Genomic DNA, 25,387 nt, shown 5'->3' on the forward strand with positions numbered 1-25,387 from the left:
GGAATGGCACGAGATAAGAAATATATAGCTTTGTGGAACGTCATGAAACGGGAAGGCCGACGGCTCGTTTCCCGTCCGCTGTACCTGTTCTGCATGGTGATAGCGCCGTTGTTCTGCTACGTCTTCTTCACGACACTGATGGATTCGGGGTTACCGGTCAATATGCCTGTAGGGGTGGTGGATCAGGATATGACATCCACTTCGCGCCAATTGATGCGAAACCTGGATGCATTTGAGCAGACCGCCATCGTAGCCCATTATCCTACTATCAACGAAGCACGTGCCGCCATGCAGAAAGGAGAAATCTACGGATTCTACTACATTCCGAAAGGTACCACCGCCAAGGCGCAATCTCAACGACAGCCTACCGTATCATTCTATACCAACAATACGCTGCTTATCGCCGGTTCTCTGCTCTACAAAGATATGAAGATGATGAGCGAGTTGGCATCGGGAGCCGCCGCACGCACCAGTTTGTATGCTAAAGGTGCTACGGAAGACCAGGCTATGGCATTCCTGCAACCCATCGTCATCGATACACATCCGCTGAACAATCCGTGGCTGAATTACTCCGTATACTTATGTAATACATTTGCACCGGGTGTATTGATGCTGCTTATATTTATGATAACGGTTTACTCCATCGGCGTGGAAATAAAAGACCGTACCGCACGCGAATGGCTGCGCATGGGAAATAATTCCATCTACATCTCCCTTGCCGGAAAGCTGTTACCGCATACGGCTATTTTCTTCCTGATGGGAATATTATATAATGTATATTTATATGGCTTCCTGCACTTCCCCTGCAACAGTGGCATCATGCCGATGCTTCTTGCCACTCTCTGCCTCGTACTGGCTTCGCAAGGGATGGGCGTACTAATGATAGGTACATTGCCTACCCTGCGTCTGGGACTGAGTTTTGCATCCTTATGGGGAGTGCTTTCATTCTCTATGTGCGGACTATCATTCCCAGCTATGGCAATGCATCCGGTTCTGCAAGGATTAGCCAATCTGTTCCCGCTGCGTCACTATTTCCTGATCTATGTAGATCAGGCCCTGAACGGTTATCCGATGATTTATTCATGGATAAACTATGTGGCGTTACTTATTTTTATGATGCTTCCTTTCTTTGTCGTACACCGGCTCAAAGAAGCGTTGATTTATTATAAATACGTGCCCTAATGAAACATCTGACGTTCAAACAGAAAGTAGTACAAGGTATCCACGACCTATTCTATATCTGGATACGGGAATTCCGCACGACCTTTCGCGATCAGGGTGTGCTCATCTTCTTTGTGCTTGTCCCGTTGGTGTATCCACTGATTTATGCTTTCATTTATACCAATGAAACCATACGGGAAGTACCTGCTGTGGTAGTGGATAACTCACGCAGTTCGTTAAGCCGCGAATACCTGCGCAAAGTGGACTCCAGTCCGGAAGTGAAGATTGTATCTTATTGCGCCGACATGGAAGAAGCCAAACTGATGCTGAAAGATCGTCTGGCTTATGGCATCATCTATATACCTGCTGAATTCAGTGAAGATATTGCACGGGGAAAGCAAACACAGGTCAGTCTGTATTGCGATATGAGCGGATTGCTTTATTACAAATCTCTGCTGAACACCAATACCAGCGTGTCACTGGATATGAATGCAGATATCAAAATGCAACGTGCCGGCAATACCACCAACCGCCAGGATGAAATTACCGCCTATCCGATAAAATATGAAGATGTTACCTTATTCAACCCCGCAAACGGTTTTGCGGCTTTCCTGATACCTGCGGTATTGATACTGATTATTCAGCAAACCTTGCTGCTGGGTATCGGACTTTCTGCCGGAACAGCCCGAGAACAGAATCGTTTCAAAGATTTGGTTCCTATCAACCGCCACTACAACGGCACATTACGTATCGTACTGGGTAAAGGTTTAAGTTACTTCATGGTGTATGCACTTGTATCCGTATATGTACTCTGTGTAGTGCCACGTCTGTTCAGTCTCATCCAGATAGCTCAACCGGGTGTACTGACCCTCTTTATGTTGCCTTATCTGGCAGCATGTATTTTCTTTGCCATGACAGCTTCTATTGCCATACGCAACCGTGAAACCTGCATGTTAATATTCGTCTTCACATCCGTACCTTTATTATTCCTTTCAGGTGTTTCCTGGCCGGGAGCCGCCATGCCGGATTTCTGGAGATACTTCTCTTATATCTTCCCGTCCACTTTCGGCATCAATGGCTACGTACGCATTAATAGCATGGGAGCTACACTCAACGAAGTAGCCTTTGAATACCGTGCATTATGGATACAGGCAGGCATCTACTTCCTGACGACTTGCTGGGTATATCGTTGGCAGATTATCCAGAGCAGGAAGCATGTGATTGAGAAATATAAAGAGTACAAGAATAAATAGTAATTTCAGGAGATTATTATCCATTCTGCAGGACATCTTCTTTCTCCGGAGCAGTAGGCTCCGGCCTCCTTTCAGGGGCAAACGGGTCAAAATAATAAATATCTTTGGTGTCCAACCAATGCAGGAAAAAGGGCAAGCGCCGCATAAAACGACTATAATCCTTACGCACGGCAGGCGTCCAGGCAGCTTCAGCAGCAGCTACAAGACGCGGGAAGACCATAAAATCCAATCGTTTGACATCAGCGACACGTTCTGTCCAAAGTGAATACTGCATACCCATAATCTGGCTTTCGTACCCCTTAAACAAATGTTCTATCGAGCGAGGGAATGAGAAGACATCCTCTATCGGATTATATCCATCCCAGTAACGCCCAACATTGTGTGTGGAATACTGCACAAAGTCGCCATACATCGGACGACGCGGAGTCATAATAACACGATATCCACTTTCGAGAGCTTTCAATAACTGATACCTACGATCATGACGCCACCACATCACTACTGCTTTATCCGGCGATACACCGGCATCCACAATTTCATCCCAACCGATCATTGTTTTACCTTTGGCAGCAATAATATCTGCCACACGGCGCACAAAATATTGCTCCAATCCGGTTTCGTTCATTAATTGTTTATCTTTGATGAACTGCTGTATCTGTGGATCTGTAAACCATTCCTGATTACCAAAATGTACTTCATCACCTCCAATATGAATATAAGGAGAAGGAAACAGAGTGATCAGTTCATCCAGCACATCATTTATGAAACGGAAAGTTTCTTCTTTGCAAGGGTGAAAAGTAAAATCTTTCCATCGTCCTTCACCCCCACCAGACAATTCCGGATAAGCACGGCAAGCAGCAGTGGCATGTCCGGGCATATCGAATTCCGGCACAATCATAATGTGCCGTGCAGCTGCATAGGCAACAATATCTTTAATATCCTCCTGCGTATAGAAAGCAGCAGGTGCCGACGGATCATGATAATTCCCTTTGGATCCAACCTTTGTCAACAAAGGATATTTCTTTATTTCAATACGCCATCCCGGTTCATCCGTCAGATGCCAATGAAAAACATTCAGGCGAAGAGAAGCCATTATATCAAGTAACTGCTTGACTTTCTCCTTGCCAAAGAAATGACGGCTCTCGTCGAGCATAAAACCCCGCCACGAATAACGGGGAGCATCATTGATTACACAAGCGCTCGTAGTGCCTTTCCCGGAACGCAAGAGTTGCTTCAAGGTTTCTTCTCCCCGGAATGCTCCGGTTACAGTAGCTGATTGAATAAAAACAGAATCGGGAGTTATCTCCAAACGATAAGCCTCATCAGCCCCCGTAGTGCAATCCGGTGCAATACGCTGTACCACTCGTGACGGAAGTACATTATTTGTCTCAAATGCCTTATTTTCGGCAATAGACAGTACGAACTCTCCTTTTGCCGGGCGATATTGTGCCGGTTCAGGAATCACATTTTGCGCAGAGATAAAGACTGGCAGAAAAAGACTCGCTGCCAACAAGCTGATTTTAGTTGTCATCATTGATATATCTTAAAACTATTTCCCATTTCAAATTCCAGTACTCCACCCTTCACGATCTCATCATGCGTTATCCACAGGCGGTTCAATTTCTTACCGTTCAATGATACCGACTGGATATAGATGTTCTGAGGCGAGTTATTACGCGCTATGATTTTGAAATTCTTACCGGAGTAAAAATGTGTATCCAGTTTTATCTCTACGCTTTCGAAGACAGGGCTGGTAATCTCATAACGGGGATTTCCCGGACAAACCGGATGAATGCCCATAGCCGCCAATACATACCATGCCGACATCTGCCCTACATCTTCGTTTCCACACAATCCCAGAACATCATCACCATAAGCTTTATCACAAATCTTTCTCGTCCACTTCTGTGTCAGCCACGGGCAAGAAGAGTAATTAAAAAGGAATGGTACATGATGGTTCGGTTCATTAGGATGATTATAATAATCATTCCACAAAAAATCTTCCGGAACATTGGCAAAGAACTCTTCTAGTTCCGCATCAAACTTCTTTTGTCCTCCCATCAGAGCTTTCATTCCGTCAATGTCATGAGGGACAAACCAACCTTGTTGGAAAGGATTGCTTTCCGTAGTACCCTGATCCTGTGCCGTACGACCTCGCCAAGGCAACCAGCCTCCACCCTTCACGCGGGCACGAAACCATTGCACACTGTCGCACCACACATTCCGGTAAGCTTTGGCACGCTTTTCATATTCAGCTGCTTCTTTCTTTTTGCCTAAGGAGCTCATGAGTTGTCCTAAGCACCAATCCGTATAAGCATACTCCAAAGTATGGGAAAGACTGCCGGGAGTATACCCCAGGTCTCCATTACCAAACTGCTTCTGTGTATTCGCAGCATATTCAACGGCTTTCTGTACATCATACTCCCGGATCCCTTTTTCATAGGCATCCGCCAGTACCGAGATAGCGGGATTTCCCAACATACAGCCAGAATATGCATTCACTACTTCCCAACGCGGATAATACTCCGTACCACTTAACTGGGCTATCTGGATCAAAGAGTTTATCTCATCATTCACCAATCGGGGATTAATCAATGTTTGCAATGGGAACTGACTACGGAATACATCCCAACCACTAAATACTGTACGATAAGTAAAATTCTTCGTCTGGTGAATCTTCTTATCCGCACCTATATATCGGCCGTCACAATCAGAGAAGCAACGTGGATCGATCATTGTATGATACAAAGAGGTATAAAAGATAGTCTTATCCCTTTCGCTTCCCTCAACCTTCACTGAAGAGAGTGCCTGATTCCACAGATTACGTGTATTTTCTTTTACCCGCTCAAAATTCCAGTCTGGAATGTCCTGTTCCAGATTGCGCTGGGCACCTTCCATGCTAACAAACGATATACCGCACTTCAGTAGTACTTGTTCATCTTTCCGAGTAGGAAACTCTGTATAAAAGCCCAAGTGCTTTCCCTGTGCCTTCCCGGGAGCAGGTATGAGCCGGGCATCCTTAATATAGTTGAAATAGACCGGATTATCATTAGCATCATTCTTTCTGCTAACACCCTCAGGAATAGAAACACTCCAAACACCGTATTCCGTCAATGGGCGATCGAAACAGCAATAGAAGTAAACGGTATAATCAGAGTTACCCGAGCCGTTTCCCCAACCTCCACAAGCGGGTGTACATTTCATCCATCCCCGAATCGTATATTCGTCTACTTTTTCCACATACTGTTCATCAGATGTGCCACCAATTCTACGGGCCAGATCGATCTGGATACGTGACTTTTCCGACTCCGGATATGTGAAACGCAGAATCCCTGAACGAGGAGCGGATGTCAGTTCCACCTTCACCTGATAATCTTGCAAATATACCGAATAGTATCCAGCCTGTGTAATCTCCGTATCATGGGAATATCTGGAGCGGTAACCTTCCTCCGGTTTATTTTCGGTTCCCTTGAATGTTCGTAATGATCCGGTGGTAGGCATTACCAGAAAGTTTCCGAAATCACCATACCAGCCAATACCGCTTAAGTGCGTAAAGCTAAATCCTTCGATAGTAGAATGATGCCACGAATATCCGGGACCATTATCGCCACCGGTTTTAGTATCCGGACTCAACTGTACAAGTCCGAAAGGAGTACAACTTCCCGGAAAGGTTTTTCCCAACCCATGCCCCGACTTTCCGGCCTCTGCCGAAGTTGAGGCACCAATAATCGTATTAACATAATCCACCGGCTCTTTTTGGGCAAATGAGGAAATAGAAAAAGAAATCAATAAAGCCGATAGCCAAAATCTGTCATATTTCATAGAATAATAAAATAGAAAAAGTTACCGGATATGTTTTTTAATTAACGGATATAATACTTCCGCATAGCGCATAAAGCCTAAATCCGTGAAATGAATACCATCAACAGTAGCCTCACCATCGTGCCCGATGATATCCTTTGAAGAAAGAAGATAGATATTCTTCTCACCCTTTTTCTTCATTGACTGGAAAATAGCCGCAATCGTTTCATTTTTAGCTTTCACTTCCCTTGCAACCTTTTTATCAAAACAGGAATGAGTGAAAATAGGATCTTCTACAAAAAGGATGGGAGTGTCAGGATGTTTGCTGCGGACGATCGAGTAGAATTGCTCCGCCCGTTCTTTCATCTGTTCCACTGTGGCATTAGGGAGGAAATCAAGCACAAACATGGAAGCATCGACCGTAGCTATAAGTTCCGCAATCTCCAGATCGAGCAAAGCATTACCGCTAAATCCTAAATTGATACATTCACGATTGAGCCAACGTTCCAGAATATTTGTATGGGCCATTCCGGGACGGGAAGCACAACCACCCTGCAAAATACTGGTCCCATAAAAAACAACGGGCCTCTCACGTACCGGCAAATCAACAGTAGGCTGATCAAGGGTCGAAAGGCTATCCACACCGATGGCCAATGAGGTGACCCCGTCATACAAAGAGAGATATAAAAGATATTCCCGTTCTTCAGGATCCATATTCTTCACGATAGTAGCCTCATTTACCTTTCCCTGAGGACGCCCACTACCGGCAAAAACCCACTTACCATCTTGCAGACAATAAAGATCCAATCCTTTGATTCCGGTAGGAGTCATGTGGTTCATGCTTCTGTTATCCCTCACTTCCCACTTTGCCCCAATGCATGTAGAGTTGGAACGGAAGCGCAAAGCAAGTCCGGCACTATTGCGTCCTAAATCCCAAAGCGGTTTGCGGGAAACTGATTCCAAAGAAGCCGGAAGGCGTTCGTAACGAGTAAGAGTAGCATCCGTTGCCTTGCCCAACAAGGGGAAAACGGAAGCATCGCGATAAAGAAGTTGGGCCTGAGTGGATGCAGCCAGCAACAATCCCAAAATAAAAACTCTGATTCTCATGATTAGTAGATATTAAGATGATTCAAAGGTACACTGAAAAACTGCATTTATAAACAATTTTACATCAATTAACAGGTAATAGACCTCCTATTATGGCTCCACAGCTCTTTTGAGTGCATTCACACTTATTAACCGTCTGAAGTTTGCTTTATTACGAAATATTCGTAGTTTTGTATCGAATTCATTTTAATACTTTATTTCCATGGAAAAGTTGACTATACAAGAAGAAGAAGCAATGATTTACATTTGGGAACTGGGCAGTTGCTTCGTAAAAGACATTGTTGCCAAATATCCCCAACCGGCACCTCCCTACACTACCGTGGCTTCCATCATTAAAAACCTGGAACGCAAACAATATGTTACAGCCGCTCGCGTAGGGAATACATACCAATACACACCTGCCATTCGTGAAAGCGAATACAAGCGTACCTTCATGAGCGGCTTCGTGCGTAACTACTTTGAAAATTCTTATAAGGAAATGGTTTCTTTCTTCGCCAAAGAGCAAAAGATTTCAACTAAAGACCTGAAAGATATAATAGATATGATTGAAAAAAGATAAACATAAAAAAGAATCGCATGAAATACTATTTTTCTTTTTTTATTTGCCCCGGATGGCACTATTGTTGCACGCAATCTTAGGGGAGATGGAATGAAACAAAAAGTGGCTGAGATTATGAAAGACAAATAATAACAAAACAAATCAAGATGTTAGCTTATTTTCTAAAAATCAATGTAGCCATTGCGCTATTTTATGCGTTCTACCGGCTATTTTTCTATAAAGACACGTTCTTCACGTGGCGCAGGGCTGCTCTGCTCTGTTTTTTTGCCGTTTCTGCCGTTTATCCGCTACTGAATATACAGACATGGATTACGGAACAGGAGCCTATGGTAGCCATGGCAGATTTATACGCTGACATCGTTTTACCGGAATTTACGATAACACCGGAACAGGCAACTTCCGACTGGAAAACCCTCCTGCTTCAAACGGTCGGTTTTGCTTATTGGGGAATGGTAATTGTATTAGCGATCCGCTTTTTCATACAGTTGGCTGGGATTATCCGTTTAGCTTTCCGTTGCCGGAAAGCAAAGATAGGAAATACGAATGTACATCTGCTCAAACAAGCAAGCGGACCTTTTTCCTTCTTCCACTGGATTTTTATTCATCCGACTTCACATACAGAAGATGAACTAAGCGAAATATTAACCCACGAACAAACTCATGCTAACCAATGGCATTCCATTGATGTACTTGTCAGTGAGATTGTATGTACATTTTGCTGGTTCAATCCTTTTGCCTGGCTCATGAAACGAGAAATCCGCACCAATCTGGAATATCTGGCGGATAACCGTGTACTGGAAACCGGACATGACTCTAAAGCCTATCAGTATCACCTGTTAGGATTATCACACCATAAGGCTGCAGCAACTATCTATAACAGTTTTAATGTATTACCTTTAAAAAAACGCATCAAGATGATGAACAAAAAGAGAACCCGAGAAATAGGGAGAACTAAATACCTTATGTTTCTCCCCTTGGCAGCCTTACTTATGATAATCAGCAATATCGAAGCCGTGGCCCGTACCACGAAAGAGATGGCAAAAGATGTCATAGAAGCTGTAGAAGAAAATCTGGCGTCAAATGCAACAACGCCGGAGATGGAAGTTGCTACTGAAGCGGCACCGCTGGAAACACCGGCACCGCAACAGGACAAAGACAAACTTGTGAACTACAAAGGAGTAGTAGTGGATAAAGACGGAAAAGCAGTGGAAGGCGCTGAGTTTTTCATTGATGGCGACCACAAACTACCACAAGGTCAATCGTATGTCACGGGAAAGAACGGTAATTTTTCTTTCAAAGCATTCGAGAATGCTAAAATGATAGTAATTTGGAAAAAAGATGGAAAAATGATGGGACTACCCGTAGCTGTCAACAAAGAAAACAACTCCAACATGAAGATTGTCATGGATAGGGAATGGCTAAATCCGCCAGCCAATGATCCTGATAATCCTGTATTTGAAGTAGTGGAACAAATGCCTGAATTCCCTGATGGCGGCATGTCAGGACTGATGCAATTCCTATCGAAAAACATCCAATATCCCATTAATGCACAGAAAAACCATACGCAAGGTCGAGTTACAGTGCAATTTGTCGTCGATAAAGACGGCTCAATTTCTGAACCAGGCATCATTCGTGGAGTCGATCCGGATTTGGATGGTGAAGCTATACGTGTTATCAGTTTAATGCCTAAATGGAAACCCGGCATGCAAAAAGGCCAACCTGTTCGAGTGAGATATACGGTACCTGTCATGTTCCGCTTATCGGATGATGGTCAAAAAGAGGAGTATAAGCCTATACCTAAAATTGATGAAACCGTTGTTGTGGGATATGCCCCCAAACAAGTCCCTACAGAGGAAGACCCGGTTTTTGAAGTGGTTGAAAATATGCCTGAATTTCCCGGTGGTATGGGAGGTCTTATGCAATACCTGTCCAAGAATATCAAATATCCGGTAGAAGCACAAAAAGCAGGAACCCAGGGACGAGTGATGATACAGGTTATCATCGATAAGAATGGTAATATTACCAACCCCAAAGTTATCCAGCCCGTAGATCCCTTATTGGATACAGAAGCGATTCGCGTCACCGCAAGTATGCCTAAATGGAAACCTGGTACACAAAGAGGAATGCCGGTCAATGTAAAATATACATTCCCTATCGTATTCAGATTGCAATAAAACAATCTCTTTTCAACATTAATTCTCTCTCACATTAAAGATTATCTGCAATGTCCTACTCCTGATTTTTAACAGCTCAATCAAGAGTAGGATGCAGATAACCATTTATTTATGCATCTTCACTACTTCTGTCGGTGCCATCTCCACATTCCGCTTATCTACCTGGCGAACCACGCTTGCCGCTAATTGCAGGAAAGCACGTCCGGTCACGGTATTCTCGTCAAGTGCTACCGGAGTACCCTTATCTCCACTTTCGCAAATGCTTTGTACAATAGGAATTTGCCCCAACAAAGGCACATTCATTTCTTCCGCCAGCTTCTTGGCACCTTCCTTTCCAAAGATATAGTATTTATTCTCCGGAAGTTCGGCAGGTGTAAACCAGGCCATATTCTCTACCAAACCGAGAATAGGCACATTCACCTTATCATTGATAAACATGTTGATACCTTTGCGGGCATCTGCCAATGCCACAGCCTGCGGTGTGCTGACTACGATAGCTCCTGTCAGTGCCAATGTCTGGACCACTGTCAGGTGAATATCACTCGTTCCGGGAGGAAGGTCGATTAAGAAATAGTCAAGCTCTCCCCAATTCGCATCCCCTATCAGCTGTTTCAAGGCATTGCTTGCCATGCCGCCACGCCACAACGTAGCCTGATCAGGATCAACGAAGAAACCAATAGAAAGCAATTTGATACCATACTTCTCAACCGGTACAATCAAGTCACGGCCGTCTACGTGCTCAGCATAAGGACGCGCATCCTCCACCTGAAACATCTTCGGCATGGATGGCCCGAAAATATCGGCATCCAACAAACCAACCTTGTAACCCAACTTCGCCAAAGATACTGCGAGGTTAGCGGCTACCGTTGATTTACCTACGCCACCCTTACCGGAAGAAACTCCGATTATATTCTTTACCTGAGACAACAGCTTACCCGGTTCGGGACGTGTTGCCTGTTTGCTTTCCGTAGTAATGGCTACCTCTACATCATTAGATACATACGTATGAATAGCCGTTTCCGCCGCCTTTATTACAGATTTCATGAAAGGATCGGTCGGTTTCTCAAATATCAGTGAGAAACTAACTTTCATCCCATCAATACGTAAATTATCGGCAACCATTTCCGCCTCAACCAGATTCTTTCCGGTACCGGGATATCGCACTGTGGCCAGTGCATCTAAAATTAGTTTAGGATAAAGTGTCATTACTCTTTTTTTATTTTGAAGTTTGCAGCCCACTCCGCTTACTGCGGTTATAACTGCGATACTCATCTAACTCTATTTCCACATCGGGTTCGTGCAGTTCGCCTTCCTTCGGCAGATGGAACTTGATATACTTGATGTTCAGCCCACGCTCCAACCACTGTTGCTCGTAATAAGTTTTGATACTGAGAATTTCATCAGCCATGCCGGAGTGATACAGATCTTCTGTCAGCACATCCACCGGAAGATGATTTTCCTCGATCATGCAACGGGTATAAGTGAACATAAAGTTACTATCTGTCTTGAGATGAACAATACCATCCGGTTTCAGGAATTTACGATAACGTTCCATGAAATAAGTGGAAGTAAGGCGCTTAGTAGCTTTCTTCATTTGCGGATCGGAGAAAGTCAACCAGATTTCACTCACTTCATTTTCCGAGAAAAAGCGGTCGATTATTTCAATGTTCGTACGCAAAAAGGCAACATTCTTCATGCCTGCCTGTAACGACTCCGTAGCACCGGACCACATACGGGAACCTTTAATATCCACTCCGATAAAATTCTTATCAGGAAACAATCGTCCCAGCCCGACGGTATATTCACCACGTCCGCAACCTAATTCCAAAACAATGGGACGGTCATTCCCGAAGAATGACTCGTTCCATTTTCCTTTCATCTCAAAGGGCACGTTATCTACTGCTGAATAAGGATATTCGAACACATGCGGATAACTTGCCATATCGGCAAACTTCGCTAACTTACCTTTGCTCATGCGTTATTCCACAATGGTTACCCAGCCATGCGTGTCAGGCTCGTCACCATATTGGATTCCACGCAGCTTGTTGTACAACTTGGTGCAGACAGGTCCCGGTTTACCGTCCTTAGCTATCACATAAGAATGTTCATTTTCAGGATCATCTATGCGCTCAATCGGACTAATCACCGCAGCCGTACCACATGCACCGGCTTCCTCGAACGTAGTAAGTTCCTCTTCTGCAATCGGACGACGTTCCACCTTCATTCCCATATCTTCAGCCAACTGCATCAGGCTCTTATTGGTAATAGAAGGCAGGATGGACGTTGACAGAGGAGTAATATAAGTATTATCTTTTATTCCGAAGAAGTTGGCAGCGCCACACTCATCAATGTATTTCTTCTCCTTAGCATCCAGATAGAATTCTGCAGAATAACCGGCAGCATGAGCTTCCTGACTGGCACGCAAACTGGCTGCATAATTACCACCAACTTTATAAATACCAGTTCCAAGCGGAGCAGCACGGTCATACTTACGTGTAATGACATAAGGAGTAGCAGCAAAGCCACCTTTAAAGTATGGGCCTACCGGAGTAACAAATATCAGGAACATATATTCATTGGAGGGACGTACACCTACCTGTGCTCCGGTTCCAATCAGCAACGGACGGATATAAAGGGAAGCACCGCTCTCGTAAGGCGGGATAAAGCGTTCGTTCATTTTCACCGCTGTCAGCACAGCTTCTTTGAAACGTTCTGTCGGCAGTTCTGCCATCATGATACCACGACACGTAGACTGCAAGCGGGCAGCATTCTCTTCCAAACGGAAAATACGCACCTTACCATCTTTGCCACGGAATGCCTTTAAGCCTTCAAACGCTTCCTGTCCATAATGCAGACAGGTAGCTGCCATATGCAGATTGATAAGTTCGCTACTGCTGATTTCAAGTTTTCCCCACTCACCTTCGCGGAAATTAATTCTCACATTGTAATCTGTCTTCATGTATCCGAATGACAGATTAGACCAATCTATTTCTTTCATATCTCAAAGTATTAGTAATCTCATTACGTACATTCTGCAACAAATTTAGTCTTTATTCTTCACTTTCCCGCTTCTCCGACAGTAATTTTTCGATTTCCTTGTCAGCTTTGGTCAATTTATCGCTGCAAAACGCAATAATCTCATTCGCTTCCTTTATTTTTTCGGCAAGCGCATCAATTTCCAATTCATTATTGTCTATTTGACGGACAATCTTCTCCAAGCGCTCCATGGCTTGGGAATAGGTTTCTTTTTTCTTTGAAGTAGGCATAGAAGTATTTATGATTTATGAATTACGATTGAGGTTGCTTCGCCCCGGTAAAAACGGGTGAGTATTTCATCATTCTCATTCAGAGAAGCGGCATCTTTTACAGCTTTTCCATCTTTCAGAGTGATGCTATAGCCACGGGCAAGCATCTTTTCGGGTGAAGCATCAGTCAAGCGTTGCTGTAACAGTTCCAGACGATGACGTTGGCGCGAAAAGGAAGATGTAACTGCCTGGGAAATATCTCTCCGGGCAGCCAGCAGAGTCAACTTAGCATCAGAGATACGGCGTACAACGGCAGAGGGAATGCGGTTCCTGTATAAATTCAATTTACGATGCTCTTCCGTCAGACGGGAAAGGACGCTTTCGTGTAAACGGCTGGCAAGAACTTCCAGTCCATCGGCAGCAAGATCCATACAATCAATAAGATATTCGGCAGCTGCTGTCGGAGTTTTCACACGAGTGTGCGCCACGGAATCAAGCACTGTATCATCTCTTTCATGTCCTATTCCGGTAATTATAGGTAGCGGGAATTGGGCACACGCAGCAGCAAGCAAATACGTATCAAAACCGGAAAGATCGGAAGTAGCTCCACCTCCACGGATGATGACTACAACATCAAAATCATTCTGACGATTTAAAATAAGATCCAAAGCTGCCAATACGGACTCTTCTACACGGTCGCCTTGCATCAAAGCAGGGAATAGCTCCGTATAGAAGAAAAAGCCACGGAGATTATTCTGCAACTGATGGCAGAAATCACCATAACCGGCAGCTGTAGGGGAAGAAATTACGGCAATACGTTGCGGCAAATCGGGCATCTCCAACTCTTTATTCAGCGTCAAGACACCTTCTTCTTCCAGTTGCTTCAGTATTTCCCGACGACGACGTGCCATATCTCCTAACGTATAAGTAGGATCGATATCCTGTACGGTCAGACTATAACCATAAAGCTCGTGAAAGCTGACAGTAACCTGAACCAGTACCTTGATACCGGAAACAAAAGCCTGCCCTGTTGCTTCTTCAAAATAAGGTTTCAGCAGCCGATAGACATTCGACCAGATAGTACCCCGCGCCTTTGCAACCAAACCATTGCTACGGGGATCTTTCTGAATAAATTCCAGATAGCAATGCCCGGTACTGTTCGTTCGCACATCGCTCAACTCTGCCTGTACCCAATATTCATCAGGCAGGCATTGTTCAAGACTGCGACGCACCAAGGCATTAAGTTCTAAGAGAGATAAAGTTTCCATTATTTTCGGTTATGAATCTAACCCACCACTGATTCGTCTTAATTCTTTGACTTATAATCATTATACGCTTTCCACATATCAGGCACTCCATACCCGTAAATATTATCCGGGAAAGCCGCACGGTCACCAGCCTGGCGCACAAGTTCCACCAGTTCTTTAGCCGTCAACTTCGGGCAAGCCTGCCACAAGCAAGCCACCATGCCACACATGATGGGAGAAGAGAAAGAAGTTCCATTTGCCCGTCCCTGATTTCCATCCGTACGGATGACGTCAGATCCGGCGCCAACCGCCACAACATCCGGCTTCACACGGCCATCAGCCGTGTTACCAATAGAAGAGAAGGGAGCCAGCACAGCCTTCTTATCAACAGCACCCACTGTCAGTACATTGTCAGCATCTCCCGGAGGGGTTATCTTCTTCCAGGAACCCATACCCGAATTTCCGGCACTGCACACCAATACCATTCCCTTATCTGCAATAAGCGAAGCCTGACGCGACATCAACGCATGATGCCCGTCCAAGTCACGGTATTTATAATTCTTCGATTTATCGTCAAACGCATAGTATCCTAAAGAGGTGTTCAGCACATCCACTCCCACACTATCGGCAAATTCAACGGCAGCGGCCCAATAGTCCTGTTCTACCAGATGCTCGGAATATTCATCTTCACTACGAAGCAGCCAGAAAGAAGCTTCGGGAGCCGTCCCTGTCATAATACCAGGTTGGTTCGTACCAATGCAGGAAAGCACCGACAAGCCATGACTGCTCTCGGCAAAGATATCAGCTTGAGGATTCACAAAATCTTTCGTACCGAGAATACGGATATTCTGCATAGCAGTAATCTTATCCACATTATGGAAGCCAGCATCGATAACCGCAATCGTCATACCCTGCCCTTTGAATCCGGCTTCATGGAGCTTATCGCCGTTGCTCAACTGAATCTGAGTAATGGCACGTCCGTAAATACTATCCGGGTGCATTGTCGGCTGATTGACCACGGAATCCCGTTCCGTTGCCATCGACGGTTTGTCGGCACCGGGAGAAATCCAGACCTTTTCCGTGGAAAGAACAAAAGGCAGTGCTGCGATTCGGTCAATCAGAGTTGTATCGTTGCAAGATACCGTTACAAAATTATTCCATTTCCCGGTCACTACGATAGTAACTCCTTGCTGGCGGATTTCATCTATATATTTACGACAAACCGGAAGGTCGGTAGAGTCAATGGGAAGATTCTGTTTCTTGCGGCGTTCAATTGCTCTTTCAGACAGGAACTTTTCCGGCCGTTTCAGCGAATACTCTGTGGCAGCCTTGTCTTTCAGGCTAATGCGATACTTCAATGTATCTTGCTGTGCCGATACCCCTGTTGTAAACACGGCAATGGCTAAAAGGGAAAACAATTTTCTCATGCTATTATTTAATTACTTATTTATTTTCTGAAATAACCAACCCGATGCCCCGCTGGGAAGCAATGAAAGAGCCCCCTACTACCCGCCTTCCAATATAGAATACGGCAGACTGCCCGGGCGCAATAGCTGATGCTTCGGACAAGAAATGTACAAATAGCCGCCCGTCTTCCAACCTTTTCACCGTGCAGGGAATCGGCTTGCTGCGATAGCGGATACGCACCGCCAAGTCAGAAGCTGAAAAGAATTCCTGTTCATCGATGATGTTATCCTGTTCGGCCAGCATATATTCAGTCTGTAGTTGTTCGGCATCTCCCAGCATCACTGTATTTTTCTGCGGATTTATTTTCAACACATAAGCTGGTTTGCCTAAAGCTATTTCCAGGCCTTTCCGCTGTCCGATGGTATAATAAGGAAAACCTTTATGTTCGCCCAACTTCACCCCTTCGGAATTGACAAACCATCCGGGACCGATTTCACGGTCTATTTCAGGAGAATGTTCGCGCAGGAAGTCCCGGTAATCACCCTTGATGAAACATACCTCCATGCTCTCCCCTTCTTCCGCCTTCAACTGATAGCCTTTCTCGCGCAAATACTCCCGTACTTGCAACTTAGTATAGGTGCCCAGCGGAAAAAGGCAACGTCTCAGCACATCCTGCCCCAGTCGCCAGAGGAAATAAGACTGGTCTTTCTTATCGTCATCTCCAGCCACTATATATATATTCCCGTTCTTTTCTTCCAGACGGCTATAATGCCCGGTAGAGATAAATGCGCAGCCAAGCTTATCCGCCCACTCAGTGAGTATGCGGAATTTAAACGTAGGATTACACATCACGCACGGATTGGGTGTCCGCCCCTGACAATATTCATCAATAAAGTTCTGCACAATTACTTTGCGGAAAGCCTCGCGTTCATCAGCCACATGGTGTTCGATGCCCATGCTATCGGCAAGTTGCCGCGCCTCCACCGATTCATCTCCCCACACCCACATGGTTAGTCCGACTATCTCATACCCCTGTTCTTTCAACATCAGACAAGTGGCGGTACTGTCTATACCGCCGCTCATGCCTACCAATACTCGCTTCTCAGGTCTGTTCATTTTAGAATATTCATTCAATTAGCTTACAAAAATAAATGATTTCGGGGAGAAGAAATAGAAAAGGCATACCTTTTTCACATGACTTCACATCATTCTCTTTGTTTCTCCCTATCTTTCCGTATCTTTGCAGTTATGAAAAACTTACGAGTTGTACAACTAGAGCAGCTTAAGTTGTACTACTGTAGCATTACAAGTTGTACAACTCGTAAGTTTCCCGTAGTAACCAAAAACAAGAATAGTAGTAAGTTCACAACTTAATAGTAGTAACATGTCAATTCCATACTTAGTAAGACAAAAAACAAACCTGCTAAATAAGGCAAAAAGCGGACTATGGTATGCCGTCATCCGTAAATTACAACGCCGTGGCGGAGTAAATGAAAAAGAACTTGGAGAACTGGTGGCCATGCGCGGAGGTTTTAACCGCGGAGTGGTAGAGGGAGTGCTGACCGCCGTCAGCGAAGTTATAGAAACGGAACTCAGCAAAGGACAATCGGTCACTATACGGGGATTCGGTACCTTTCAGACTGCCTTGACCAGCAAAGGATTCGAGCATCCGGGCCAGGTGACTCCCGGAGAGGTCAGCGTATCGAAGGTCTATTTCATGGCAGACCGCAACCTGCTCAGACGCCTCAAGAAGGTAGACTGCTATCGCATACCCTTAAGCTATTACCTCCCCAAAGAGCTACTGACACCTGAAATTCTGGAAGAAGAAAAAGGATTGAAAGAGGAAGGAATTATATAAGATATACAAATTTACTTTAAACAAAAGGAGTTTGCCATAAGCGTTAATAACTTATGGCAAACTAAAGATTACATCGGCACAATAGTCACTCCCCACCGATACTCTTGGTTAGCAGGAATAAGATATTGTGAATCGGGGATAGCTCCCCAACTGTCATACCCGCCTACTCCCATTTGTTTCATATCAATGCAGACTTCCACAAAATTTTCAGGCGTTATATCATTGATATGAGTTTGGCGCGGTCTCACATTTTTAGCCGCTATAGTATCATGTTTCAATTCTTCTTCGTTGCGGTTGAGCCATTGATAATCTCGCAGAATAGCCTCTTCACCGTCAAAGTCCTCTATTGAATTGCGCAATGCGGTAAAGCCCATAGTATGGTCAGCATAAATTGTCAGCCCTTTACCATTCTTTTTTTTCAGAGTAAGCCAGCGGGTATCGGTACGGTGCCCATTCTCCTGTGGCCGTACATACGGAAAATACATCTGCTCGGCAGTATTTTGAAATAAATCTACAGTTACCCCGGCATTGCGATCTATGTAATTCTCTTCCGGACCACGCCCGAAATAGGTAATTAAGTTCATATCCACGGGCAGACGGAAACGCATTCCAATACGTGGTACCACAAGTTCCGATCTTCTTTTCTGAATATCCTCACTACCCAAAGTAAAAGGATCTATTTCTACCTCTGCATCTCCTGTCCGACTGGTATTCTGTTCCACAGGGGTAAAAGTATAACCAGCCTTTATTACACCGGAAGGATGGATACGATAAGTGACAATATATCTGTTTCCGGCAGGTAATAAATAGTCAACAGTCAGTACGGCATCTTTACCATCCATTTTTACATTCGCATCTGCAACCTTGAAGTCTTTGCTAGCCTGTTTCCACGTTTGTAACCGTTTAGGCGACTGACTTCCATAATCATTGTCATTGGGTGCACGCCAAAAGTTGGGTTGAAAACCAAAATTATCCGTGAAATATTCAGTGCCGTTCATTCTATAGGAAGTAACCAGTCCTTCTTTCTTGTTAAATACAAAATTGACTTTTGACGATGCAACTTCCAACAACTCGTCTTCTACACTGCAACTTAACGCCGGGCCATCAACTTTGTAAATACGCGCCAATGATTCTATTGGCAAACGAATTTGTTCTTTAGCTATTTCATAACCTACAGGAATTAACGCTTCCTGCTGAGTAGTCGTCACACTGAATTCTACAAAATATTCAGTTCCCACTTTTGGTTTCAATCCGTTCACATTCACGTTCAGTAGTTTACTATCCTGAGGTGCAATATCCAAACACACTTTGCCGCTACGAATCGTTTTAGCATTTTCTTTCACCTTATAATGAATCATGTATTTCTTCAGATTCGTAAAATAAAATCGATTCTTGACGATGAATTCACCACGAACCAGATCTATAGCCTCAAAAGCTATATTCTGATGCACATATTTCACTTCACTATAAGCCGGGTGAGGAGTGCGGTCAGGGTTGACAATGCCATTACAACAAAAGTTACCATCGCTTGGCATGTTTTTCCCAAAATCTCCTCCATAAGCCCAGAATGAACGTCCATTTTCATCTTGGGTTAGAATCCCCTGGTCCACCCAATCCCAGATATACCCACCTTGCAAATTGGGATACTTATAAATAGCTTTCCACTGATCCCAAAGACTACCAGTAGAATTACCCATAGCATGTGCATATTCGGATGGCACTACCGGACGGTCACTTCCATTCTTTCCGATGTTTTCCAACCAGCCTGCACTTGGATATTGCGGGACGTACAGGTCTGAGTTCCACTCCCACTGAGCACGTTCATAATTCACCGGACGATCCATAATGTCCTTGTCCGCCTGCTTCATCCACAAATAGGTCTGATAAAAATTATAGCCGTTCCCGCCTTCATTCCCCAATGACCAGAACGTTAAAGAAGGATAGTTCTTATTACGTTCGAACATATTAATCGTACGATACATGTGAGGTTTCAACCATTCGGGATTATTCCCCAATGTACCACCTTTTCGTAAATCATAGCGCATGCCGTGACTTTCGATATTGGCTTCGTCATAAACATAAAAACCATATTCATCACACAATTCGTAAAAACGCCGGTCTTGTGGATAATGGCACAAACGGACTGTATTGATATTAGCACGCCTCATCAACTCAAAATCTTTACGCATCAACTCTTCGGTAAGATAATGCCCGGTTTCCGGATCATGCTCATGAACATTCACACCTTTCAATTTCAACGGTTGTCCATTAATTAACAAAACCGTGTAATTCTTCCCATTAGCAGACTTTTGTTCTATTTCCTTGATTTCAATACGACGGAACCCCACATTAAATGGCACCACCTCGCTTGTTTTACCATTCTCCCTGACAGTCATCATCAACTTATACAGATTCGGAGTTTCCGAAGTCCAAGTTTCCACATCCAGCAATTGTCGCTCAAAAGTCACTGTAACCATACCTTTCGATTTCATAGACACATTTTTTTCTCCGGTAGCAACCACTCTGCCTAAGTGGTCAATCAATTCATACCCAATAGTCAGATTGGCATTAGTGTCCTTATGATTCTTTAAATCAAGGGCCAAACGGAAAACACCATTCCTGTAACTGTCATCTAAAGTAGAAGTTATGCGGAAATCTTTTATGGCAGCTTTGGGCTGCGAATAAAGAAACACATCACGCTCAATTCCGCTCATACGCCAAAAGTCCTGACACTCCAGATAAGAGCCGGTGCTCCAACGAAATATTTTCAGTACAAGTGTATTTTCGCCTGATTTCAGATATCTATTAATCAGATATTCCGCCGGATTCTTAGAGTCCTCGTTATACCCTACTTCATACCCGTTTATATACACATAGCATCCCGACTTGGCACCTGCAATATGCAAATAAACGTCACGCCCTTCCCAATCGGTTGGTAGAGTGAACTCCTTACGATAAACACCCACCGGATTTTCTTCCGGCAATTGAGGAGGCTGCGGATTACTCGATTGAAACTCATAACACTGATTGGTATAGATGGCAGTTCCATAACCCTGTAGCTCCCAGTTCCCTGGAACTTTGATCCTCTTCCATCCGACCACAGTAGCCGTAGTATCCACGATATCAGCCGGAAGCTCCTTATAGGAATCCACATAATAGAATTTCCAAATACCATTCAAAAGTTTATAATACGAACTTTCTTCATACCGCCCGGTCATAGCCTGCGCACGGTTGGCATACGTCATAAAAGAAGTTCGAGGATTTTCCGTATTTACAGAAGTCGTCTGAATATCTTTCCAATAAGGCAGATGCGAATACTTGAATGAACGCGAAGGTACTCTTCCATGTCCTTTCACAAGAATAGAATCTTGAGTAATCTCTACTATGGAGTATGCATTTTGCGCTTCCGTCTCTATCATGCCTTCCTGTGTAATCATCGGGATTCCTTTGTAATAACCAAATGCCCCGGTATGATGATGTCCTGAAAATACAGCTTTTACACATGGATATTTCGAAATCGTATTCAAAATTTCCATATTGTTTAAAGCCGTAAATTCACTCTGTGGATAAAGCGGATGATGTGTAAAGATCAGTACATTGTTATGATTCCTTTCACATTTTACCAACAAGTCATCCAGCCACTTCATCTGCTTTCTGCTGATTCCTCCATTCCACCTGTAGGCTTGTTTTCCCCCGGTTTGTCTTATCTGCTCCAGCATTTCAGCCAATTCCTGTTCTTTTTCAGTTCCCGTTACATTAGCATAAGCTGACACTTCATTGGTGTTCAACATGATGAAAACCCAATTTTGCTTCTTGAACGAATAATATTCGGAAGGCATACTCAACTGTCGATAGAGAACAGAATTATCTGTCACTTCTTTATAATCATGATTACCCGTAATATGATAAATCTCATTATTAAGATGAGCGAGAGAGGACATTATCTTTTTTAAATCACTGTTCTTCCTGTCAATAATATCCCCCAGATTAATAGTAAACCGGACATTCTGCTGATTGAAATAATTGATGCAAGTATCCAGTTTCTGCAATGCCTGCCTATAAAATCGTGCATTTTCCGAGGGGCAGTCTGCATACTGTGTATCGGCAAACAGCCCAAATTTAAGGATAGGAGAAATATCCTGCGCTAATGCACTGCCTCCCAGAAAGAACAAGCATATAAATAGTCTGATAAACATTTTCATGGTAATTTATTTTATAGTTATAAACAAAACGAAGAATCTGTATACATAAACTTGAATGCTTACAGATTCTTCTACTTGTTCAGTATGAGAATACAATCAGGAAATTCCTACATTTATAATCTCATTATCTAAAACCTATTGATTCAATTGGTTATATCTGAGTTACTCAATACTCCTTTATACAATTTAGCATATACAATCTTTCCAATGAAAGAATTTTGTATTGAAGGAGTAGCCGTATCACGATAATCTCCACCAATTCCTAACAGATAATCAGGTGCTTGGTCTTTTTTGGGGAAATTGAATGTTCCGGATACTTTTACTTCTTTCACTTTAGTACCATTAATATACATCCTGAAAGTTGTTTTATCGTATGTAACAACAGCATGGTAATAAATATCTTTTCCTAATTGAATGGGAGTCTGAAAATTATTATTTGGCAATACCCACTTATTATTTGCCCTATAATAAAACGCCAGTTGGCTACCGCTGGTAATTTCATACCCTAATCCACCGCTTTCCATTGAGGAGAATGGATTTACTCCTCCATCAGGAGAAAATAGGATTTCCATAGAAAACATCCCTTTCATAGCCTTACCAATAGCATCTTCTTTACTATAAGGAATATAGAAAAAATTACTTCCATCAAAAACGGCCTCATATTTCTCATACGAACTATTCCAACGTGTTTCTATGGCATTCGTCGTTCCTTCTACAATGGGCAAAGAAGATATTTCTTCATTCATATTAGTAGCTATCCCCTTATCTGCAAATTGTACATCCATGATTAATTTCGGAATTTCTTCATTAGGAAAACCTATTATGAGAACGGTCAAATGACTGTATTTCTTTATTTTTTCATAAATGTCCGGTTCATTATAATAGATTCTATAATTCCACGAATATTGTCTTACAGGCCTGTTATTGACTTGCGCATTCTCAAAGTTCGTTTTCATAGCCTGATAGACGTCAGAATCAAAACTTATTCCATCAACATTATTTTCCTGCATAGATTTCAGCCAACCATCACAAATTTCCTTTTGTTCTTGTTCGGTTTTTCCTACCAGACTACTCCAGGTAGAGTAAAAACTTACATGCCATCCATCATTTGCAAATGAGGTCAGATGCGTAATATAACGACTTTCAACCAAAACACGATGCTTGATATTATATTTGCTGTCTAAGCGATACAAGGTTTCACGAATAATCGCTTCATTCTCAGCCGTACTCAAATCCTTAAAATCAAGCCATAAAAAATTAAAATCAGGTTTCATTACAAGGAGATCATCCATATACTCCTCAAAAGTTTGGCCTGTTGAAGTTTCCAGCTCATGCCCAATCATCAAAACAGGAGTACCACTCTCTCTGGAAACATGAATATCTACTTCAAAATTACTTATCCCATAATCGACAGCATCCTGTAGCTTAACAATATCATTGCACTTATGGGCTCCCAAAATCATTGTTTGACCAAAATCGTCAGTAGAAAGGATACTTCTGGTCATAGGGCCGTCAACGTTAGTATTCAATAAATCAGAAGAACATGATGTCAATATCATCGTTCCCAGTAATAAACCAAATAACATCTTTAACTTTTTCATAAACATATATTTTTAATTCAATTATTAATTCCACCCCGGATTATTAGGTTTCAAATCCGGATTCCTTTCAATTTCCACTCCCGGTACGGGCCACAACAAATCTTTCTCTGTGAATACGCGAGTTACCAGTCTCCGTCCGGTTATTCCGTATACGTCTCCCGGCAATACTTCCAAGGCAACACCCCAGCGACGAAGATCGAACCAACGATGTCCTTCCGCAATAAGTTCAACGGCTCTTTCGTGTTTGATGCGTGTCAATACCTCTTCTTTAGAAGAAGCTTTCAGCCATGCAGGACCACTGTTGATAGCAGGCATATTGGTAGAAGGGCGTTGGCGCACTTTATTAATATATTCTACTGCCGTAGCTTGGTCATTCAACTCATTCTTGCACTCTGCATACATTAGGAACACATCTGCCAGACGGAGTATCGGAAAGTTAATAGGAGTATGTTCTCTATTATTTATCGCTCCATTCATATTGCCTTCGGGCACGAATTTCCGGAAAATATACGACTCTGTTCTGGCAGGGCTCAACCGAATGAAGCCATTTGTTTCATTCGGAGCTATATTCCGGGCAATTATAAACTCACAAGTCTTAGGCTGATTGTTTACCCATCCCGGATAAGTGGTATAAGGCATAATGATGGTTTCGCTCATTCTCGGGTCACGTTTCGGATACATTTCAAGCAACCTGTCCTTGTATTCGGGATAAGACGCAACCGTTTTACCTCCTTCTGCAAGTACCGATACAAAAGTCTTGTCCTTCACGTCCGTACTACTGAATCCCGGAATTACTTCTTCCCAGTCAAAAGGTTTGCCATCCTTATACTCGTACATACCCACCAGCGTAGCGGACGGTAGCACCACGTTCCAGCAACTGCCATACGTAGCACGGCTGCCCATATAGAAGGTCATTGGCATACCATAATCTTTGCCTACACCTCCTGAGTTCTGAATAGCGAAAATCATTTCATCGCTTTGATCGCCTTCCGGAGTGAATAACTTAGCATAATCAGCATACAAAGAGTAATTATATCCTCTGCCCGATGGATCCAATATAATTTCCTCGAAGTCCTTGGCGGCTTTTGCATACTCTTTCGTATACAGATATACTTTTCCACGCAACGCATAAGCGGCTCCCAGTGTCACGCGCCCATAATCATCTTGTATCCTCTTTACAGGAAGATTACTATTGACGGCGGCATCCAAGTCAGCAAGGATGAACTGTACGACTTGCTCTTCAGAGCTTCTAGGCTTCTTTAAGTCATTATAGTCTGTACTCAAGTTTACACTTTCGTCATACAGAGGCAATGCTCCATAGAAATTATAGAGTTCGAAATAATACAAGGCACGCAGAAATCTGGCTTCTGCCAAATATTGGGTTTTAAGTTCTTCACTCATACTTTCTATCCCAGGCACCTTTTGTAGCACCAGATTGGCTCTCATCACCCCGTCGTAAAGGGACTTCCATTTATCCTCCACTAAGGCATGCCGGTCACTATAAGTACCTAAGATAACCGGTCCGAAACCCTGAGAATCGTACCCCACACCTATATCCGACATACAATCATAAGCAAATCTCATTCCAAAAGCATTATCTTCTCTGAGAGCTGCATATACTCCCATCATTCCTTGTTTAGCATGAGTTTCTGTTTGCCAGAAGATCCCATCGCTTATTTGGTCAGCCGGATACCTGTCCAGATCATAACAACTATTCAAGCACATTGATGCAACAAACGCACCTAATATTATTCTATACTTTTTCATAAAAC

General features: G+C 43.4%; 18 protein-coding genes and 1 pseudogene. 5 read left to right on the forward strand and 14 right to left on the reverse strand.

What is annotated here, in order from left to right; genetic code table 11:
* Window positions 1-3: 3 nt before the first annotated feature.
* Together K6V21_RS01050 and K6V21_RS01055 are read left to right on the forward strand one after the other, a co-directional pair.
* Window positions 4-1,182, forward strand: a complete 1,179-nt coding sequence (locus tag K6V21_RS01050; RefSeq protein WP_007210521.1) for an ABC transporter permease — start codon at window positions 4-6, stop codon at window positions 1,180-1,182.
* A complete protein-coding gene (locus tag K6V21_RS01055) occupies window positions 1,182-2,414 on the forward strand; it encodes an ABC transporter permease (protein WP_044269465.1) in 1,233 nt (410 codons plus the stop codon). The genes K6V21_RS01050 and K6V21_RS01055 overlap by 1 nt, the downstream gene beginning before the upstream one ends.
* 16 nt (window positions 2,415-2,430) lie before the next feature.
* Here the strand turns inward: K6V21_RS01055 and K6V21_RS01060 are convergent, their stop codons facing one another.
* Genes K6V21_RS01060 through K6V21_RS01070 form a run of 3 tightly spaced genes read right to left on the reverse strand, consistent with a single transcriptional unit; the run spans window position 2,431 to window position 7,322 of the window.
* Window positions 2,431-3,945: a beta-N-acetylhexosaminidase gene (locus K6V21_RS01060; protein WP_224321983.1), complete on the reverse strand. Its 1,515-nt coding sequence runs from the start codon at window positions 3,943-3,945 to the stop codon at window positions 2,431-2,433.
* Window positions 3,945-6,236 (reverse strand): GH92 family glycosyl hydrolase, encoded by a 2,292-nt coding sequence (locus K6V21_RS01065; RefSeq protein ID WP_224320591.1) that lies wholly within the window; start codon window positions 6,234-6,236, stop codon window positions 3,945-3,947. Before K6V21_RS01065 ends, K6V21_RS01060 begins: the two co-directional genes overlap by 1 nt.
* 21 nt (window positions 6,237-6,257) lie before the next feature.
* The gene (locus K6V21_RS01070) at window positions 6,258-7,322 is read right to left on the reverse strand and encodes an SGNH/GDSL hydrolase family protein (protein WP_224320592.1); all 1,065 of its coding nucleotides are present in this window, start codon (window positions 7,320-7,322) and stop codon (window positions 6,258-6,260) included.
* Between the two features lie 202 nt (window positions 7,323-7,524).
* On the opposite strand from K6V21_RS01070, the gene K6V21_RS01075 reads away from it, so the two are divergent.
* Both K6V21_RS01075 and K6V21_RS01080 read left to right on the forward strand, forming a co-directional pair.
* Window positions 7,525-7,881, forward strand: coding sequence for a BlaI/MecI/CopY family transcriptional regulator (locus tag K6V21_RS01075; protein WP_007210515.1), 357 nt, complete (start codon window positions 7,525-7,527; stop codon window positions 7,879-7,881).
* A gap of 146 nt (window positions 7,882-8,027) precedes the next feature.
* On the forward strand, window positions 8,028-10,055 hold the full coding sequence (locus K6V21_RS01080) for a M56 family metallopeptidase (protein ID WP_217712768.1): 2,028 nt from the start codon (window positions 8,028-8,030) through the stop codon (window positions 10,053-10,055).
* Between the two features lie 105 nt (window positions 10,056-10,160).
* Here the strand turns inward: K6V21_RS01080 and K6V21_RS01085 are convergent, their stop codons facing one another.
* From K6V21_RS01085 to mnmA, 7 genes are read right to left on the reverse strand one after another with little or no spacing between them, the layout of a single operon-like run.
* Entirely contained in the window at window positions 10,161-11,261 is a 1,101-nt protein-coding gene (locus tag K6V21_RS01085; protein WP_224320593.1) for an Mrp/NBP35 family ATP-binding protein, read from the reverse strand.
* Between the two features lie 10 nt (window positions 11,262-11,271).
* Window positions 11,272-12,030 carry a tRNA (guanosine(46)-N7)-methyltransferase TrmB gene (gene trmB, locus K6V21_RS01090; protein ID WP_195652775.1) on the reverse strand — a complete coding sequence of 253 codons (759 nt, stop codon included), beginning with the start codon at window positions 12,028-12,030 and terminating at the stop codon, window positions 11,272-11,274.
* A 3-nt stretch (window positions 12,031-12,033) separates the two neighbouring features.
* The gene (locus K6V21_RS01095) at window positions 12,034-13,053 is read right to left on the reverse strand and encodes a branched-chain amino acid aminotransferase (RefSeq protein ID WP_044269475.1); all 1,020 of its coding nucleotides are present in this window, start codon (window positions 13,051-13,053) and stop codon (window positions 12,034-12,036) included.
* Window positions 13,054-13,105: 52 nt separating this feature from the next.
* Window positions 13,106-13,321, reverse strand: coding sequence for an exodeoxyribonuclease VII small subunit (gene xseB / locus K6V21_RS01100; RefSeq protein WP_044269476.1), 216 nt, complete (start codon window positions 13,319-13,321; stop codon window positions 13,106-13,108).
* Window positions 13,322-13,329: 8 nt separating this feature from the next.
* The gene (xseA, locus tag K6V21_RS01105) at window positions 13,330-14,568 is read right to left on the reverse strand and encodes an exodeoxyribonuclease VII large subunit (RefSeq protein WP_217712770.1); all 1,239 of its coding nucleotides are present in this window, start codon (window positions 14,566-14,568) and stop codon (window positions 13,330-13,332) included.
* A 38-nt stretch (window positions 14,569-14,606) separates the two neighbouring features.
* Window positions 14,607-15,974 (reverse strand): S8 family peptidase, encoded by a 1,368-nt coding sequence (locus K6V21_RS01110; protein WP_224320594.1) that lies wholly within the window; start codon window positions 15,972-15,974, stop codon window positions 14,607-14,609.
* A gap of 16 nt (window positions 15,975-15,990) precedes the next feature.
* Complete coding sequence (gene mnmA, locus K6V21_RS01115; RefSeq protein WP_224320595.1) at window positions 15,991-17,070, reverse strand: tRNA 2-thiouridine(34) synthase MnmA; 1,080 nt, start codon at window positions 17,068-17,070, stop codon at window positions 15,991-15,993.
* Window positions 17,071-17,338: 268 nt separating this feature from the next.
* Between mnmA and K6V21_RS01120 the strand changes: the two genes are divergently transcribed.
* Window positions 17,339-17,812 (forward strand): HU family DNA-binding protein, encoded by a 474-nt coding sequence (locus K6V21_RS01120; protein WP_224320596.1) that lies wholly within the window; start codon window positions 17,339-17,341, stop codon window positions 17,810-17,812.
* A 68-nt stretch (window positions 17,813-17,880) separates the two neighbouring features.
* Here the strand turns inward: K6V21_RS01120 and K6V21_RS01125 are convergent, their stop codons facing one another.
* The 4 genes and pseudogenes from K6V21_RS01125 to K6V21_RS01140 form a co-directional block, all read right to left on the reverse strand.
* Complete coding sequence (locus K6V21_RS01125) at window positions 17,881-21,231, reverse strand: glycoside hydrolase family 2 TIM barrel-domain containing protein (protein ID WP_410490272.1); 3,351 nt, start codon at window positions 21,229-21,231, stop codon at window positions 17,881-17,883.
* Between the two features lie 60 nt (window positions 21,232-21,291).
* Window positions 21,292-22,014: pseudogene (locus tag K6V21_RS01130) on the reverse strand (metallophosphoesterase); the annotation flags it as partial.
* 143 nt (window positions 22,015-22,157) lie between these two features.
* Window positions 22,158-23,615, reverse strand: coding sequence for a LamG domain-containing protein (locus tag K6V21_RS01135; protein WP_224320597.1), 1,458 nt, complete (start codon window positions 23,613-23,615; stop codon window positions 22,158-22,160).
* Between the two features lie 24 nt (window positions 23,616-23,639).
* Window positions 23,640-25,382: a RagB/SusD family nutrient uptake outer membrane protein gene (locus K6V21_RS01140; RefSeq protein WP_224320598.1), complete on the reverse strand. Its 1,743-nt coding sequence runs from the start codon at window positions 25,380-25,382 to the stop codon at window positions 23,640-23,642.
* Between the last annotated feature and the right edge of the window lie 5 nt (window positions 25,383-25,387).

The sequence above is a fragment of the Bacteroides cellulosilyticus genome (assembly GCF_020091405.1).
Lineage (GTDB): Bacteria > Bacteroidota > Bacteroidia > Bacteroidales > Bacteroidaceae > Bacteroides.